Source organism: Stenotrophomonas sp. STEN056 (assembly GCF_056759635.1).
The window spans coordinates 145,283-162,883 of the sequence record NZ_JBRRDL010000003.1 but is presented as its reverse complement, the minus strand read 5'-3'; the positions used below and the strand labels follow the sequence as shown (position 1 = coordinate 162,883).

Here is a 17,601-nt window from a genome sequence, read left to right as displayed (position 1 = left end):
ACACTGTTCCCCGTCCCAACCACTCCAGGAATCCCCCCATGAAAATCGCACTGATTGGCGCCACCGGCTTCGTCGGCAATGCCCTGCTGGAAGAACTGCTGGCCCGTGGTCACCAGGTCACCGCACTGGCGCGTGACCCGGCCAAGCTCGCCACCCGCCCGCAACTGCAGGTGGTCAAGGCCGACGTACAGGATGCCGCCCAGGTGCAGGCGGCTGCCGCCGGCCACGACGCAGTGATCAGCGCCTTCAACCCCGGCTGGGCCAACCCGAACATCTACCGGGACTTCATGAGCGGCACCCGCGCGATTGTCGCTGGCACCAAGGCGGCAGGCGTGAAGCGCTACATCGTGATTGGCGGCGCCGGCAGCCTGTACGCGCCGGATGGCACGCAGTTGGTGGATTCGCCCGACTTCCCGGCTGCGATCTACCCCGGCGCCAGCGCCGCACGCGATGCGCTGACCGAACTTCGCGATGAAACGGCGCTGGACTGGACCCAACTGAGCCCGCCGGTGGCGTTCCATCCGGGCAGCGCAACCGAGCGCACCGGCACGTACCGGGTGGGCAGCGACACCCCGCTCAACACCGGCGACGGCCCGGGCACGATCAGTGCTGCCGATCTGGCCGTGGCGGTGGTGGATGAGCTGGAAGCGCCGAAGCACGTGGGCAAGCGGTTTACGGTTGCCTGGTGAGTGGTTGAGGTTGCTTGTTGAAAGCTGCCCTCACCCCAACCCCTCTACCCCACGCGGGGGAGGGGCTAATGCACTACGACCCGCCGCACTCCTCGCCCCTCTCCCGGCGGGGGGAGTGGGGTTGGGGTGAGGGGAAGCTTCCAGCAAGCAGACCCAGCTCCCGATTCTCCTTCGCAGTGCCCGAGCTGCACTCAAGCCTTCGCCAGCGCCTGCTCCAAATCCGCCAGCAGGTCGTCGATATGCTCGATGCCCACCGACAGCCGCACCGTATCCAGCGTCACCCCTGCCTTCTCCAGCTCGGCCTCGTCCAACTGCCGATGCGTGGTGGATGCCGGGTGCGTTGCCAAGGACTTGGCATCGCCCAGGTTCACCAGGCGCGTGAACAGCTGCAACGCATCCAGGAAGCGCGCACCGGCCTCGCGGCCACCCGGCAGACCGAACGTCAGCACACCCGAACCCTGGCCGCGCAGGTACTTCTGCACCAGCGCATGCTCGGGGTGATCCGGCAGCGCGGCGTAGTTCACCCAGGCCACCTTGGCGTGCTTCTGCAGATACTGGGCAACGGCCAGCGTATTGCTGTTGATGCGGTCCATGCGCAGGGCCAGGGTCTCGATGCCCTGCAGAATCTGGAACGCGTTGAACGGCGAAATCGCCGCGCCCATGTTGCGCAACGGCACCACCCGCGCGCGGCCGATGAACGCCGCCGGGCCCAGTGCTTCGGTGTAGACGACGCCGTGATAACTCACGTCCGGCGTGTTCAAGCGCGGGAAGCGCTCCTTGTGCTCGGCCCACGGGAAACGCCCGGAATCGACGATGGCGCCACCCAGGCTGGTGCCGTGACCGCCCAGATATTTGGTCAGCGAATGCACGACGATATCCGCGCCGAAATCAAACGAGCGCTGCAAATAAGGCGTGGCGACGGTGTTGTCGACGATCACCGGCACGCCATGGGCGTGGGCGATCTTGGCGATGGCTTCGATGTCGGTGATGTTGCCGCGCGGGTTGCCGATGGATTCGACGAACACTGCCTTGGTGCGCTCATCGATCAACGCGGCGAAGGCCTGCGGGTCGCGGTAGTCGGCAAAGCGGGTATGAATGCCGAACTGCGGCAGCGTGTGCGCGAACAGATTGTAGGTGCCGCCGTACAAGGCACTGGACGCCAGGATGTTGTCACCGGCTTCGGCGATGGTCTGGATGGCGTAGGTGATGGCCGCCTGCCCCGAGGCCAGCGCCAATGCGCCGATGCCCCCTTCCAGTGCGGCGATGCGCTTTTCCAGCACATCGGTGGTCGGGTTCATGATTCGGGTGTAGATGTTGCCCTGCACTTTCAGGTCGAACAGGTCGGCGCCGTGCTGGGTGTCATCGAAGGCGTAGGCCACGGTCTGGTAGATCGGCACCGCCACCGCGCGCGTCGTCGGGTCGGGCGAATAGCCGCCGTGCACGGCGATGGTTTCAGGCTTCCACTGGGGGTCGGTCATTGCGGTGCTCGCGCGGGAAAGAATCGCTGACCATAGCCCAATGCCTGGATGTTGCTGTGGACGGTTGCAGTGGTTACTTGTGAGGAAGCACTATTTGCTGATGCTCTTTAAATGCTTGCATCCCTAGCTGGAAGCTTCCCCTCACCCCAACCCCTCTCCCGTAAACGGGAGAGGGGCTAATGCACTACGAGCCGCCGCACTCCTGGCCCCTCTCCCGCGTGCGGGAGAGGGGTTGGGGTGAGGGCAGCTCTTAAAGCTCTTGAAGCTTTGGCTCCGGCTCTCAACCCTTGCCAAACTGCAACTGCCCGCCACCGCCGGCTTCCACCTTGATGGTGTCGCCGCTGACGAACTCGCCGGCCAGAATCTTCTGTGCCAGCGGGTTTTCCAGCTGCGCCTGGATCGCACGCTTCAGCGGGCGCGCGCCGTAGATCGGGTCGAAGCCCACATTGCCCAGCACGTCGAACGCCGAATCCGAAACATCCAGGCGCAAGCCACGTTCGCCTAGGCGCTTCTCCAGGCCACGCATCTGGATGCGGGCGATCTGCTTGATCTGCTCCTTGTCCAGCGGGTGGAACACCACGATGTCATCCAGCCGGTTGATGAACTCCGGGCGGAAGTGTGCCTGCACCACGCCCATCACCGCGGCCTTCATCTGCATATAGGCTTCCGGGCTGTCGTCGCCGCTCATGTCCTGGATCTGGTGCGAGCCCAGGTTCGAGGTCATCACGATGACGGTGTTGCGGAAGTCCACGGTGCGGCCCTGGCCGTCAGTCAAACGGCCATCGTCCAGCACCTGCAGCAGGATGTTGAACACATCCGGATGCGCCTTCTCCACCTCGTCCAGCAGGATCACGCTGTACGGGCGGCGGCGCACGGCCTCGGTCAAATAGCCGCCTTCTTCGTAGCCCACGTAACCCGGGGGCGCACCGATCAGCCGCGACACGCTGTGCTTCTCCATGAACTCACTCATGTCGATGCGCACCATCGCGTCAGGCGAGTCGAACAGGAAGTCGGCCAGCGCCTTGGTCAGCTCGGTCTTGCCCACGCCGGTCGGGCCCAGGAACAGGAACGAACCGCTCGGACGATTCGGATCGGACAGACCCGCGCGCGAACGCCGCACTGCATCGGATACCACGCGGATTGCTTCTTCCTGGCCAACCACGCGGTTGTGCAGCATGTCTTCCATGCGCAGCAGCTTGTCGCGCTCGCCTTCGAGCATCTTGCTGACCGGAATACCCGTCCAGCGCGAGACGACCTCGGCGATTTCCTCGTCGGTCACCCTGTCCTGCACCAGGCGGAAATCCTTGCGTTCCACTTCCTGCGCGGCGGCCAGCTGCTTTTCCAGGTTGGGCAGCAGGCCGTACTGGATCTCGCTCATCTTGGCGAAATCCTGCCGGCGCTGTGCCGCTTCCAGGTCGAGCTTGGCTTTCTCCACCTGTTCCTTGATCTTGGTCGCGCCCTGCAGCGCAGCCTTCTCCGACTTCCAGATTTCATTGAGGTCGGAGAACTCACGCTCCAGCGTGTCGATATCGGTTTCCAGGTCCGCCAGGCGCTTGCGCGAGGCGTCGTCCTTTTCCTTCTTCAACATCTCGCGCTGGATCTTGAGCTGGATCAAACGACGCTCCAGGCGATCCAGCTCTTCCGGCTTGGAGTCGATCTCCATGCGGATGCGCGATGCCGCCTCGTCCATCAGGTCGATGGCCTTGTCCGGCAGCTGGCGGTCGGTGATGTAGCGGTTGGACAGCGTTGCCGCTGCGACCACCGCCGGGTCGGTGATCTCCACGCCGTGGTGCACGGCGTAGCGTTCCTTCAGGCCGCGCAGGATGGCGATGGTGTCTTCCACCGTCGGCTCACCCACGAACACCTTCTGGAAGCGGCGCTCCAGCGCGGCATCCTTTTCGATGTATTGGCGGTATTCGTCCAGCGTGGTCGCGCCGATGCAATGCAGCTCGCCGCGTGCCAGCGCCGGCTTGAGCATGTTGCCCGCATCCATCGCGCCCTCGCCCTTGCCGGCGCCGACCATGGTGTGCAGTTCGTCAATGAACAGAATGATCTGGCCTTCGTTCTTGGCCAGGTCATTGAGCACGGCCTTCAGGCGTTCCTCGAACTCACCGCGGAACTTGGCACCGGCAATCAACGCGCCCATGTCCAGCGACAGCACGCGCTTGCCACGCAGGCCTTCGGGCACTTCGTCGTTGATGATGCGCTGGGCCAGGCCTTCGACAATGGCGGTCTTGCCCACGCCGGGTTCGCCGATCAGCACCGGGTTGTTCTTGGTACGGCGCTGCAGCACCTGGATGGTGCGGCGGATTTCCTCGTCGCGGCCTATCACCGGATCGAGCTTGCCGCTTTCGGCGCGCGCGGTCAGGTCGATGGTGTATTTCTCCAGCGCCTGGCGCTGTTCCTCGGCGTTTTCGCTCTGCACGGTTTCACCGCCGCGCAGCTTGTCGATGGCGGCTTCAATCTTTTTCTTGTCAGCGCCGGCGCCGCGCAGCGCCATGCCGGCCGCGCCGCCATCGTCCACCGCCGCCAGCAGGAACCACTCGCTGGCGATGAACTGGTCGTTGTGCTGCTGGGCCAGCTTGTCGGTGTTGTTGAGCAGGCGGCTCAGGTCGTTGCCCATCGACAGGTTGCCGGCCTGGCCGGACACCTTGGGCAATGCATCCAGTGACTCGGCCAGCCGCTCGCGCAGCACCGGCACGTTGACGCCAGCCTGGGCCAGCAACGGACGGCTGCTGCCGCCAGTCTGGTCCAGCAAGGCGCTGAGCACGTGCACCGGCTCGATGATGTTGTTGTCGCGGCCGACTGCCAGGGACTGCGCATCAGACAGCGCTTTCTGGAAGTTGGAGGTGAGCTTGTCCATCCGCATGGGTCTTCTTCCTCAATGTCCGGGGGCCAGCACTGCTGGCGATACTGGTTCAGATGCGGTTGCAGCCGTGTGATTCAAGGGTGACAAGCACCCTCATTCAGCTGAAATCCGCTCTGCAGCCAGTATCGCCAGCCAGCCCGACGCAACATTGATCCAACGCAAACACCGGCTGTGCTCAGCCGCGCGTGATCGCCGCCCGGATCGACCGCAGCTGCTGCTTCACCGCCTGTTGCTGTGTTGCATCCAGGCGCAGCAGGGCTTTCTGCCCGACGGACAGCGACTGCAGCGCAGGATCAACGAAACGGTATTTGCCCTTGCCATCGGGCTCCACTGTCAGCGGCCGCGCCGGCTCGGGCGTTTGCAGCAGGTGGTCAATCACCGCCACCAGGCGGTCGTTGAAGTGCCCGTCCGGGTGGCCGATGTCGCGGTAGGCCTGTTGCACCAGCGGGTAAAACCGCACATAGGCCGCAGCAAGGTCATCCGCATCGGCGCGGGTGAACGCATCCACCCACGGCGCATAGCGCGCACTGTTGGCGGCGGCCAGCTGTTCATTGCCGGTGCTGCCGGGTTCCACCATCACACTGCCCGGCACCGGCCGCAGCGCCATCGCACTGCTGGGCAGGCTGGGCTGGGTGAGGTTGTCCACATGCACCACCACGCGCTGGATCAAGTGCTCACGCAGCAGCAGGGACAAGGCCTCGCCCGGGAGCAGGCCGCTCAGTACCTGCCAGGCCGATTCATCGCTGTCGGCCAAGGCCGGCAACGCCGCGTCGGCCGCTGCTTCCAAGGGGTGACGCGGCCCGGCGGGCGGTTCCTGTGCGACCGGCGGTGGTGTTGCCGGGCTTGCCGTCGCATCCATCGGCGGCGGCGCTACGGGCGCGGCCTGACGCAGTTGTGCCACGTCATCGCGGAACAACCACCAGCCCGCGCCGCCCACCGCGACAACACCCACCACAACCCACGGCCACACCACTGCTTTGCGCTTTTCCATCACTTGCACCTCTATTGCACGTGATGGTGTGACCCGGGCAAACCCGGCGGGTTCCCCCGCCGGTTCAATCCATTGTTTTCAGCGTGGTTTCTGCAGCGACATCAGGCCGATCACCAGCGCCAGCACCGCATAGGCCGCGCTCACCTGCAGGGTGATGGACTGACGCAGGCCTTCCAGCTGCCACGGCAGGTAAATGCCGCCGCGCGGATCGGTGGAATGGATCACACCAAACACACTGAGCACAGCAGCCACCAGCAGCAGGCTCACCGCCACGCCAGGACGTCGCTCGATCAAGGCGACCAGGGCGGCCGCCCACAGCATCGCGGTGATGATGAAACCATTGCCCAGCAGCTGCAGCGTGGCCACATCCGACAAGCCGTGGCCGTCAACCGCTGCATACAGCGGGGCCGCCGCCTCCTGGCTGACCCAGGTGCCAAATTTGATGTTGATCAGGTAGGCAATGGCCGGCAGGAAGGCCAACGCCACCGCGATGGCGTGCTCACGCCTGGTCTGCTGGAACGCCTGCACGGTGATGTCCAGGCCGACGAACACGATGATCGGTGCCAGCACTGCCACCGGCAGCCACTGCACCAGGCCGGCCACCACGCCCAGCATGCCGCCGATGCCGATGAACAGGCCGGTCAGCAGCGTGTAGCCACTGCGCGCGCCCAGGCGCTTGTATGCGGGCTGGCCGATATACGGTGTGGTCTGCGCAACGCCGCCACACACACCGGCCACCAGGGTGGCGATGGCTTCGACCAGCAGCACGTCGCGGGTGCGGTAGTCATCGCCGGCAGCGCGTGCGCTCTCGGCAACGTTGATGCCGCCCACCACCATCAGCAGGCCAAACGGCAGCAACAGCGACAGATACGGCACGGTCAACGGCAGGCCTTCGATGAAACCCAGTGACGGCAACGGCAGCGCCACCGCGAAGGAAATCGCCGGCGGCCACTGGAAGCCGGTCAACGCACCGGCCGCGCCCAGCCCGTAATACAGCGCCACGCCGACCAGCAACGAGAACAACACGCCCGGCAGGCGCAGCGGCACCACGCCGCGTGCGACCAGCACGTACAGCAGCACGCCCAGCGTCACCAGCCCGACCAGCGGCTGGCGCAGGCTTTCAATCAGCGGCAGGAAACCCAGCAGGGTCAGCGCCGCACCGCCGATGGAGCCCAGCAGCGCCGCACGCGGCACGTGGCGGGTGACTGCATCACCGACGAAAGACAGCACCAGCTTGAGCAGGCCCATCACCACCAGCGAGGCCATGCCCAGCTTCCAGGTCGCCATCGCCGCAGTATGTGGGTCCATGCCCAGTTGCTTGAAGCCGACAAAAGCCGGGCCCAGCACCAGCAGCGCCATGCCGATGCTGGTCGGTGCATCCAGCCCCAGCGGCATCGCGGTGACGTCATTGCGGCCGGTACGCGCGGCCAGGCGGTGCGCCATCAGCGTGTACATCAGGTTGCCGATCAACACACCGAGGGCGGTACCGGGGAACATGCGGCCGAACACCACCTCGGCCGGGAACTGGAAGACATTGACCAACGTCATCGCGATGAAGCCGAGGATGGACAGGTTGTCGACCACCAGGCCAAAAAAACCGTTGAGGTCGCCCGGCACGAACCAGCGTGCACGCGTGGTGGGGGATTGCGGGGAATTCATGGGGGAGTTCATCTGCAGGGCCGGCGTGGAACAGCCAGCGTAAGGGGAAGAGGAAAAGAGAGGCTCATGCCGGATCGGGCACCTTCACCCAGCCCAGCACCGGGCCGCGTGAGGGATTGTGGTAACGCACCTGCAACCAGCCATCGGCTTCGTCCAACAGTTCGACGCGGTCGCCCTTGACCAGATAACGCCGTGTGGCGGTATCACCGGCGCGGCTGTAGAGCGGCAGGCGGGCCGGCACCACCGACGCACCCCAGCCTTTCATCGGTGCGTCCTCCAGCGGCGGATCGAAGGCATCCCACAGCGCGCGCTCCAAGCGCTTGCCCGACGCATCCCAGGTGCTCCAGACCACCAGGATGCCCATGTCCTGCGGGCTATCCAGCGCCAGCACCTGCGCCATGCCGCCGGTTTCGACCAGCGCAGCGCGCATCGAGCGGTACAGGTAGAGGCGATCGCCCTGGTAGCGGTACACGTCGCTGTACCACATCGGCCCACTGCGGCAACTGCTGCTCAGCGTGCGCGCGGCGGGGTCCGGCGCCAGCGTCCACAGGCCGCCGCAGCTGACCTCCGGCGCCGTGGGCGCGTCCAGCACACGGAACTGGCCGCTGGCCGGTTCGTACAGGTACACGTTGAAGGATTCGTTGACCTGGCCCAGCGTCGCACTGGAGGCCAGGTCCTGGTAGCCATCGAAGTTGTAGTCCGCATGGTTCAAGCGCGTACCACCACCTTCCTCGTCGCTGGCAACCGGCAGTACCTGCCGGGTCTTTGAACGATTCGTGCCAACCTCAAGGGTGCCGTCTTCGTTCAGACGGGCATGCGCAGTCACACCCGAGGCAACCTCGAAGCGGATCTCACGCTCATCGGCAGCCAATGCCTCCGGCACCGGCAAGGCCAACGCCACGGCCAGCCAGGCAGCGGCGATACAGCAGCGGGAACCGGGTTCAAACAGTGTCATCGAAAGACTCATCAACGCGCGGAACAGGCCCGCAGGCTAGCCGATCCGGCCCGGTTCAGAACGAAACTTCCACCGGCTGCCGCGACCACAGCACCGACTGGTGTTGGGTGGCCTGCTTCCACGCCAGGCGAATGGCTTCGATATCGTTGCGCCGCTGCGGGGTGTCCTCGTGCAGCACCACCAAGACCTTGGTGCGCAGGCGGTTCGGCTCCGGTGCACCACGGAACAGCCATTGGCCGTAGGCGTCAAACACGGTCAGGCCATCGGGAAAACGCGGCGTCACTTCCTTGTCCAGGAAGGCCTTCCACTGCGCATCGCTGATGACGTCGGTCTGCTCACGCGCCGAGACGCCGTTCTCCTCGCCCACGCCGAAGTACAGCTCACTGCGCACCCAGCCTGCGGCCTCGGCCGGGCGCTGTGCGTCGCCGTGCAGCGCCGCACTGGCCTGCGGTGGGCTTGTCTGCGCAGCCGGCGTGGAGGCAACCGCCGTGCCGGCGATGCAGAACAACAGGGGAAAAACAACGGCGTGCAACTTCATGGGAAACCTCCGGAAACAGGAAATACGGTGGCATCCATTGCACCGCGGGGATATCGCACTTGTTCATGAGCAAATTGCCGATTGCGCTTGCAACCTGCAGCGAGTTAACGCGAAGATAATATATCGCTTCATCCGGATGGATGTAAGTCCGCATTTCCTCCCCCCCCTCGTCTTACCCCGGAGTCTGCATGTCCCGTTTCACCTCGGCCCCGCTCGGCCTGGCCATCGCGCTGGTGCTGTCTTCCCCCGCCTTTGCCCAGGACGCCCCGCAGGCGACCAACCTGGACACGGTGATCGTCACCGGCACCCGCGCGGTGGACCGCACCGTGCTGGAATCCACCTCGCCGGTGGACGTGCTCAGCGCCGAGGACATCCGCAAGGCCGGCGTGGTCAATGGCGAGCTGGGCAGCGCGCTGCAAGCGCTGCTGCCGTCGTTCAATTTCCCGCGCCAGTCCAATTCCGGCGGTGCCGACCACATCCGTGCCGCGCAGTTGCGCGGCCTGTCGCCGGACCACGTGCTGGTGCTGGTCAATGGCAAGCGCCGCCACAACAGCGCGCTGGTCAATACCGACAGCAAGATCGGCAAGGGCACCACGCCGGTGGATTTCAACGCCATCCCGGTCAGCGCGATCAAGCGCATCGAGGTGCTGCGTGACGGCGCCGGTGCGCTGTACGGCTCCGACGCGGTGGCCGGCGTGATCAACGTGATCCTCGACGACGCCCCGGAAGGCGGCGCCATCGAAGCCAGCTTTGGCGCGCACCACACCGACCTCAAGCCGATCAACCGCACCCTCACCGATGGCCAGACCAGCTTCTTCAGCGCCAAGGTCGGCACCGCGCTGACCGACGACGGCGGCTTCCTGCGCGTCGGCCTGGAGTACAAGAACCGCGAAGCCACCAACCGCGCGGGCTTTGACCAGGTTCCGCCGTGGGAAGCGCAGACGCCGGACAACCTGGCGCTGGTCGGCAAGCGCAATTACGCGCTGGGCGATGGCGCCAGCAAGGACCTCAACGCCTGGTTCAACGCCGAGATCCCGTTCGGTGCAACCTCCAAGGCCTACGCTTTCGGCACCTACAACCAGCGCGATACCGAAGGCGCCAACTACTTCCGCTACCCCGATGGCGAAGCCAACTGGAAGGAGCTGTACCCGAACGGCTACCGCCCGATTTCCGAAGGCGAGAACCTGGATGTGCAGCTGGTGGCCGGTGCACGCGGCGAGCTGGGCGACTGGAACTACGACGCCAGCCTGGACCACGGCCGCAACGAATTCACCTACCGCCTGCGCAACTCGCTCAACGCCTCGCTTGGCCCGACCAGCCCCCCCCGGTTCAAGACCGGCGCTTTCAGCTTCGAGCAGACCGTGGCCACCCTCGACGTGGGCCGCATCTTCGTGCGGCAGAACGACAGCCACAGCCTGGGCTTCGGCATCGAAGGCCGCCACGAACGCTATGAAACCGGCGCCGGTGACGCCGCCAGCTACGCCGCAGGCCCGTTCATCGACCGCCCGACCGGCTCGCAGGCCGGCGGTGGCCTGACCCCGCAGGACGAGGCAAACCTGTCGCGTGATGTGATCAGCGCCTACACCAGCCTGTCCTCCACGTTCGGTGAAAAGCTCTCCACCGACATCGCCGCGCGCTACGAGCATTACGAGGATTTCGGCGGTGAGCTGACCGGCAAGCTGGGCGCGCGCTATGCCTTTGCACCAGCCTTCGCGCTGCGCGGCTCGGTCTCCAACAACTTCCACGCACCGTCGCTGAGCCAGATTGGCTACGAGTCCACCTCCACCGGCTACACCGCCGGCGGCCAACTGGTGCAGGGCCGCCTGTTGTCGGTCAACAATCCGATCGCGCGTGCCCTGGGCGCCAGCGACCTGAAGCCGGAGAAGTCGATCAACTACAGCCTGGGCTTCACCAGCCAGATCGGCAGCCACTTCGACCTGTCGCTGGATCTGTTCCAGATCGACATCGACGACCGCATCGCGCTGTCGGAGAGCATCACCGGCGATGCGCTGACCAACTTCGTGCAGCAGCAGTTCGGCATCAGCGGCCTGGAAAGCGCGCATTACTTCGTCAACGCCGCCGACACCCGCACGCGCGGTGCCGAGTTCGTCGCCAACTGGCGGCAGTCGCTGGGCAACGGCGAGCTGCTGCTGACCGGCACCTGGAGCTACGCCAAGACCGAGCTGAAGAACGTGGTCGCCACGCCGTCGCAGCTGCTGGCACTGGACCCGGACTACGCGCTGTTTGGCGTGGAAGAAAGCAACACCCTCACCGATGCAGCACCGCGCACCCGCGCACAGCTGGCCGCCAGCTGGGCCAACGACAGCTGGTCGCTGAGCAGCCGCGTGAGCCGTCACGGCAGCGCCAAGCGCGTGTTCGACTTCGGCGGTGGTTACGAGCCGACCCAGACCTACCAGGCCGAGTGGCAGCTCGATGCGGAAGTGGAGTACCGCATCACGCCGCAGTGGAGCGTGGCCATCGGCGGCCAGAACCTCACCGACAACTACCCGGACAAGTCGAACGAGGACATCTACTACTTCGGCAACCTGCCGTATGACGTGTTGTCGCCGATCGGCAGCAACGGCGCGTACTGGTATGGGCGCGTGCGGTTTACGTTCTGATTGGGGGTTTCGGGGGATCGCTTGCCTGGAGCTTCCCCCTCACCCCAACCCCTCTCCCGCAAGCGGGAGAGGGGCTAGTGCACTAGGAGCGCGAGCGATCCGAGCCCCTCTCCCGCCTGCGGGAGAGGGGTTGGGGTGAGGGCAAGCTTCAAGCACATGAACCTCAAAACCCCCGAATTCATCCCGATTTAACAGCGCAAGGCGCTCCTTACGCCTGCCGGCCCATCCTGCCCGGTTCATCCCATGCGGAGGCGTATATGTTCGAGTCGTTGATTCGCGAAGCGGCCAACCGCTTTCATCTCGGCGACAACGCAGGGCGCCTGGTGCGCCAGCTTGTCGATACGATCTTTGACCCCGCCAGCGGTGGATTCTCCGGCCTGCGAAAACGCTTCACCGACGCCGGGCTGGACGATCTCTTCTCCTCCTGGATCGGCAAGACACCCGGCGACAACGTGCTGCAACCTGACCAGTTCAGCGCCGGCTTTGGCCAGAACCTGGCCGGCGGCATCGCCAGCAAGCTCGGCATCCCCGCCGCGGCGGTGAACATGGCCGGCGCCTGGCTGCTGCCCAAGATCGTGGGCCAGCTCACCGCCGGCGGCCGCATCCCCACCTCGCCGCCCGCCGATTACGACCGCTGGTTTGGGACTTCAACACCTGCCGCAGGCCGCGCCGATTCGGCCCTGCCCGCTGCGGCCTCCAGCAGTTGGTGGAAATGGCTGATTCCCCTGCTGGTGCTGTTGGCCGCGTTTCTGGCTTTCCGCAGCTGCAAGAAGGAAGAAGCCACCGCGCCACCACCTGCCGAACCCATGGCCGCCACGCAGCCAACCGCGGCAGTGGCTGAAGCCAATGCGCGTTTCGGCTTCGAGAACGTTGACGGCAAGGTCACCGTCAATGGCCAGGTGGCCAGCGACACCGACAAAACACGCCTGTGGGAAGCGCTCAAGGCGACCTTTGGCGAAGCCAATCTCAACGGCAACATCAGCGTGGACCCGGCCACCCTGCCCGCCGGCTGGATGGACAAGCTGGTCGTCGCACTGCCTGATTTGAAGGCAAACGGGCTCAAGTTCGGCTTCGATGGCAACAAGCTCAACATCGACACCAGCGGCCTGCCCGAAGCCGATCGTTTTGCGGTCAGCGAAAAACTGCGCAGCCTGTTCGGTGGCTTCGAGATCAGCGGCCTGTGGGACCGTGCCGCCGCCGCACTGGCCGGGCTGAAGGCCGGCTTCAGCAGCGATGCGCTGGTGAAGGCCTTGAACCTGATGAACATCTACTTCGACACCGGCTCGGCAACCATCACCCGCGACAGCGCCGAAACACTGAGCCGAGCGGCGGAAGCAATCAAGCAGGCGCCTGCCGGCACGAAGATCGAAGTCGGTGGCCATACCGACAACACCGGCGATGCTGCTGCCAATGTCACCCTGAGCCAGCAGCGCGCCGATGCCGTGGTTGCACGACTTGGCGAACTGGGCGTGGCAGCGGACTCGCTGACCGCGAAGGGCTATGGGCAGGACAAGCCACGCGCCAGCAATGACACCGACGAAGGCAAGGCGCAGAATCGTCGCATCGCGTTCACCGTGGCGAAGTGATTTTCGCTGCAGCTGTTGACGACAAACCGGCCTAAGGGTCGGTTTGTTTGCGGCATTGAATGCAGAACGCGAAAGCTGCCCTCACCCCAACCCCTCTCCCGCTTGCGGGAGAGGGGAGTGAATCATCACCGCGCGAGCTTTAAGCCCCTCTCCCGCAAGCGGGAGAGGGGTTGGGGTGAGGGCGCTTCGGCATTTGCGCCAAGGGCGCGTTCAACTCGATGGCGAAGCCACAACAAAACGCCCCTTACCTCTCCCTAACATCCATTGCGGCATAGTGGTCGGCATGCTCGAAGAACTACAGCGACCGCTTCCTCCGGCGCTGGCGAACAACGATGCGCTGTTTCTCGATGTCGATGGCACCCTTGTCGCTTTTGCCGACCATCCTGACAAGGTGATGCCAGCCGACGATCTGCCGCACCTGCTGTCCGCGCTCGCGCTGCACCTCAACGGCGCACTGGCTCTGGTCAGTGGTCGCAGCATCGCGCAGCTCGACGCCCTGTTCGCCCCGCTACGGCTTCCCACCGCCGGCCTGCACGGCGCACAACTACGACGCTCCGCCAACGCTCCAGCGCCCGCCTCCTCCACTGCCGACTGGCTGCATACGCTGCACCAGCGCGCGGAAAAGCTCGCGCACCAGCACCCCGGCATGCTGCTGGAAAACAAGGGCCAGGCGCTGGCCCTGCACTGGCGAAATGCGCCCGATGCAGCCGCAGCCATCCACGCCTTCGCACATGCACAACTGCCACGCTTGCCCGGCGTTCGTGTGCAACCCGGCAACCATGTCATCGAGTTCATCGCCGCCGACCATGACAAGGGCCAGGCACTGCGCACCCTGATGGAAATGGCACCGTTTGCCGGCCGCCGCCCGGTCTTCGTCGGCGACGACCTCACCGACGAGCATGGCTTCTCCGTGGCCGAGGCGCTGCACGGCCACGGTGTGCTGGTCGGCACCCGCGCCAACAGCCACGCCCACTACGCGCTGGCCGATGTGGAGGCGGTACATGCATGGCTGCGCGCAGCCGTGCACCCACACACGTAACCCCAGGAGGATGCAATGCACCAGTCCAACCTTGATCTGGCCGTCGTCGGCAATGGCAGCTATGGCGCCTTGATCGACAAACGCGCAAGGGTGGTCTGGAGTTGCCTGCCAGCGTTCGATGGTGACCCCGCCTTCTGCGCACTGCTCTCTCCGCGCGATCACGACGGCGGCGATTTCAGCATTGAACTGGAGGATTTCGCGGGCAGCGAGCAGCACTACATTGCCAACACCGCCATCCTGCGCACGGTGTTGCGCGACACACACGGCGGCGAGGTGGAGGTCATCGACTTCGCACCGCGCTGGAAACGCAATGGCCGCCTGTACCGGCCACCGAGCCTGATCCGCCGCATCCGGCTGCTGTCCGGCAGCCCGCGCATCCGCGTGCATGCGCGACCATTGGCCGACTGGGGCGCACGCGTTCCCGAAACCACCTGGGGCAGCAATCACCTGCGCTGGCTGCTGCCTGATTTCACGCTGCGCCTGACCACCGACGTGCCGGTGCGTTTCGTTCGTGACGCCACAGCATTCGTGCTGTCACAACCCATGGAATTCATCCTCGGTGTCGACGAAACACTGGACCGCACCCTGGCCGGCTACGCGCAGGAGGCGCAACAGCGCACCACCGAATACTGGCGCGAATGGGTGCGTTACCTCTCCATCCCATTGGAATGGCAGGAGGCGGTGATCCGCAGTGCTATCACCCTGAAGCTGTGCCAGTACGAAGACAGCGGCGCAATCATCGCCGCCATGACCACCTCCATTCCCGAAGCGCCGGGCAGCAGCCGCAACTGGGACTACCGCTACTGCTGGCTGCGTGATGCGGCCTTCGTCGTGCGTACCCTCAACCGACTGGGCGCTACCCGCTCAATGGAAGGCTTCCTGCACTACATCTTCAACCTGGCCACCAGCGACGGCAGCCTGCAGCCGCTGTACGGCATCGGCATGGAGGACAGGCTGGACGAGCACGAGGTGCCGTCGCTTGCCGGCTATCGCGGCATGGGCCCGGTGCGTCGCGGCAACCTGGCATGGATACAGAAGCAGCACGATGTCTACGGTTCGGTGGTACTGGCTTCGACGCAGCTGTTCTTCGACCAGCGCCTGGAAGCACCCGGCGATGCGCACACGTTCGCACGGCTGGAGCCGCTGGGTGAACACGCTTTCGCCCTGCACGACGTGCCCGATGCTGGGCTTTGGGAGTTCCGTGGCCGCACCTCGGTGCACACCTACACCGCAGCAATGTGCTGGGCCGCGTGTGATCGCCTGTCCAAAATCGCCACGCGCCTGCAGCTACACGAACGCGCAACGTACTGGCGCGAGCGCGCCGATGCCATCCAACAACGCGTGATGACGCGCGGCTGGAATGCGCACCTGGGCCACTTCACCGACACCTGGGATGGCCAGCACCTGGACGCGTCGCTGCTGCTGTTGGCCGACATCGGCTTCATCGATGCAATGGACCCGCGTTACGTCGCCACGGTCGAAGCGATTGGCCGCGATCTCAAACACGGCGACGCACTGTTCCGCTACATCGCCCCGGACGACTTCGGCACACCGGAAACCAGCTTCACCATCTGCACGTTCTGGTACATCGACGCGCTGGCGGCCATCGGCCGCATGGACGAAGCCCGCGAAATGTTCGAGAACGTGCTGGCGCAGCGCAACCATGTCGGCCTGTTGTCCGAGGACTTGGCTTTCAGCGATGGCGAGCAATGGGGCAACTTCCCGCAGACGTATTCGCATGTCGGCCTGATCACCGCGGCGATGCGCTTGTCGCGCAACTGGCAGGAAGCTTCGTGAGCCGGCTGGTGGTGGTTTCCAACCGTGTCGCCGTGCCGGGCGAATCGCGCGCCGGCGGCCTGGCCGTGGGCCTGCTGGCAGCACTGCAGGAGCGCGGCGGCATGTGGTTCGGCTGGAGTGGGCGCAGCGTGCAGGGCGAAAGCGGCGACATGCACGAGCAGCGCGAAGGCAGCATCCGCTACGTCACGATGGACCTGTCCAGGAAGGACCTGGACAACTACTACAACGGCTTTTCCAACCGCGCCCTGTGGCCGCTGCTGCACTTCCGCCTGGATCTGGTGGACTACGACCGCAGCAAGCGCGAAGGCTATTGGCGCGTCAACGCCCTGTTCGCCGACAAGCTGGCACCGCTGTTGCGCGAAGACGACACAGTGTGGATTCACGATTACCACCTGATTCCCTTGGCCGCCTTGCTGCGCGAGCGGGGCATTGGCTGCCGCATCGGTTTCTTCCTGCATGTGCCGGTGCCCTCGGCCGATCTGATCCAGGCCCTGCCCGACCACCGCGCCCTGTTTTCCACGCTGTACTCCTACGACCTGCTCGGTTTCCAGACACGGCGTGACGTGGACCGTTTCCAATCCTATGCGCGCCTGTTTGGCGGTGGCCGCCTGATTGACGCCAACTGGATACAGGCCTCCGACGGCCGCCGCGTGCGCACCTCGGCCTTCCCCATCGGCATCGACACCGAACACATTGCCCGCCAGGCCCGCACGGCCACCGGCAACAAGGCCGTGCGTGCGCTGCGCCAGAGCCTGGAAAGCCGCAAGCTCGCCATTGGCGTGGACCGGCTGGACTATTCCAAAGGCCTGCCCGAACGCTTCCACGGCTTCGAGCATTACCTGCGCCGTTATCCGCAGCAGAAGGGCAGCATGACCTACCTGCAGATCGCGCCGGTGTCGCGCGGCAGCGTCAACGAGTACCGCAAACTGCGGGGCGAGCTGGAACAACTTGCCGGCCACATCAACGGCAGCCACGCCGAAGCCGACTGGACGCCGTTGCGCTACGTCAACCAGAACTACGCGCACAGCACATTGACCGGCTTCTACCGCGAAGCCGCAGTGGGCCTGGTAACGCCGCTGCGCGACGGCATGAATCTGGTGGCCAAGGAGTACGTGGCCTCACAGGACCCGGAGAACCCCGGCGTTCTGGTGTTGTCCCTGCTGGCCGGTGCAGCCGATGAATTGAAGCAGGCACTGCTGGTCAACCCGCACGACCTGGACGGCGTGGCCGACGCCATCGCCACCGCCGCCAACATGCCGCGCCCCGAACGCATCGAGCGCTGGCGGGCGATGTTTGAACACTTGGGTACGCATGACATCAAGCGCTGGCGGCAGGATTATCTGCAGGCGCTGGAGGGAGAGTAATGAGCAGGGACTAGA

Annotated in this window: 12 protein-coding genes; 6 read left to right on the top strand and 6 right to left on the bottom strand. The window is 65.1% G+C overall.

The genetic code is table 11. The features are described from left to right. The first annotated feature begins 38 nt into the window (after positions 1-38). Positions 39-689 (top strand): NAD(P)-dependent oxidoreductase, encoded by a 651-nt coding sequence (locus ACVOLO_RS03070; protein ID WP_481568804.1) that lies wholly within the window; start codon positions 39-41, stop codon positions 687-689. Positions 690-880: 191 nt separating this feature from the next. Here the strand turns inward: ACVOLO_RS03070 and ACVOLO_RS03065 are convergent, their stop codons facing one another. From ACVOLO_RS03065 to ACVOLO_RS03040, 6 genes are all read right to left on the bottom strand, one after another. Further along, on the bottom strand, positions 881-2,167 hold the full coding sequence (locus ACVOLO_RS03065) for an O-acetylhomoserine aminocarboxypropyltransferase/cysteine synthase family protein (protein WP_481568803.1): 1,287 nt from the start codon (positions 2,165-2,167) through the stop codon (positions 881-883). A 280-nt stretch (positions 2,168-2,447) separates the two neighbouring features. Further along, positions 2,448-5,036, bottom strand: a complete 2,589-nt coding sequence (clpB, locus tag ACVOLO_RS03060) for an ATP-dependent chaperone ClpB (protein WP_481568802.1) — start codon at positions 5,034-5,036, stop codon at positions 2,448-2,450. Positions 5,037-5,211: 175 nt separating this feature from the next. Beyond that, the gene (locus tag ACVOLO_RS03055; RefSeq protein ID WP_481568801.1) at positions 5,212-6,027 is read right to left on the bottom strand and encodes a DUF3014 domain-containing protein; all 816 of its coding nucleotides are present in this window, start codon (positions 6,025-6,027) and stop codon (positions 5,212-5,214) included. Positions 6,028-6,105: 78 nt separating this feature from the next. Further along, on the bottom strand, positions 6,106-7,686 hold the full coding sequence (locus ACVOLO_RS03050) for a hypothetical protein (protein WP_481568800.1): 1,581 nt from the start codon (positions 7,684-7,686) through the stop codon (positions 6,106-6,108). A gap of 64 nt (positions 7,687-7,750) precedes the next feature. Beyond that, entirely contained in the window at positions 7,751-8,641 is an 891-nt protein-coding gene (locus ACVOLO_RS03045) for an XAC2610-related protein (protein ID WP_481568799.1), read from the bottom strand. A gap of 55 nt (positions 8,642-8,696) precedes the next feature. Then, the gene (locus ACVOLO_RS03040) at positions 8,697-9,179 is read right to left on the bottom strand and encodes a DUF3574 domain-containing protein (protein WP_481568798.1); all 483 of its coding nucleotides are present in this window, start codon (positions 9,177-9,179) and stop codon (positions 8,697-8,699) included. A 188-nt stretch (positions 9,180-9,367) separates the two neighbouring features. Between ACVOLO_RS03040 and ACVOLO_RS03035 the strand changes: the two genes are divergently transcribed. From ACVOLO_RS03035 to otsA, 5 genes are all read left to right on the top strand, one after another. Next, positions 9,368-11,800: a TonB-dependent receptor plug domain-containing protein gene (locus ACVOLO_RS03035; protein WP_481568797.1), complete on the top strand. Its 2,433-nt coding sequence runs from the start codon at positions 9,368-9,370 to the stop codon at positions 11,798-11,800. Between the two features lie 257 nt (positions 11,801-12,057). After that, complete coding sequence (locus ACVOLO_RS03030; protein WP_481568796.1) at positions 12,058-13,386, top strand: OmpA family protein; 1,329 nt, start codon at positions 12,058-12,060, stop codon at positions 13,384-13,386. 283 nt (positions 13,387-13,669) lie between these two features. Further along, a complete protein-coding gene (gene otsB, locus ACVOLO_RS03025; RefSeq protein ID WP_481568795.1) occupies positions 13,670-14,425 on the top strand; it encodes a trehalose-phosphatase in 756 nt (251 codons plus the stop codon). 15 nt (positions 14,426-14,440) lie between these two features. After that, positions 14,441-16,222, top strand: a complete 1,782-nt coding sequence (locus tag ACVOLO_RS03020; RefSeq protein WP_481568794.1) for a glycoside hydrolase family 15 protein — start codon at positions 14,441-14,443, stop codon at positions 16,220-16,222. Beyond that, positions 16,219-17,586, top strand: a complete 1,368-nt coding sequence (otsA, locus tag ACVOLO_RS03015) for an alpha,alpha-trehalose-phosphate synthase (UDP-forming) (RefSeq protein WP_481568793.1) — start codon at positions 16,219-16,221, stop codon at positions 17,584-17,586. Before ACVOLO_RS03020 ends, otsA begins: the two co-directional genes overlap by 4 nt. Positions 17,587-17,601 lie beyond the last annotated feature (15 nt).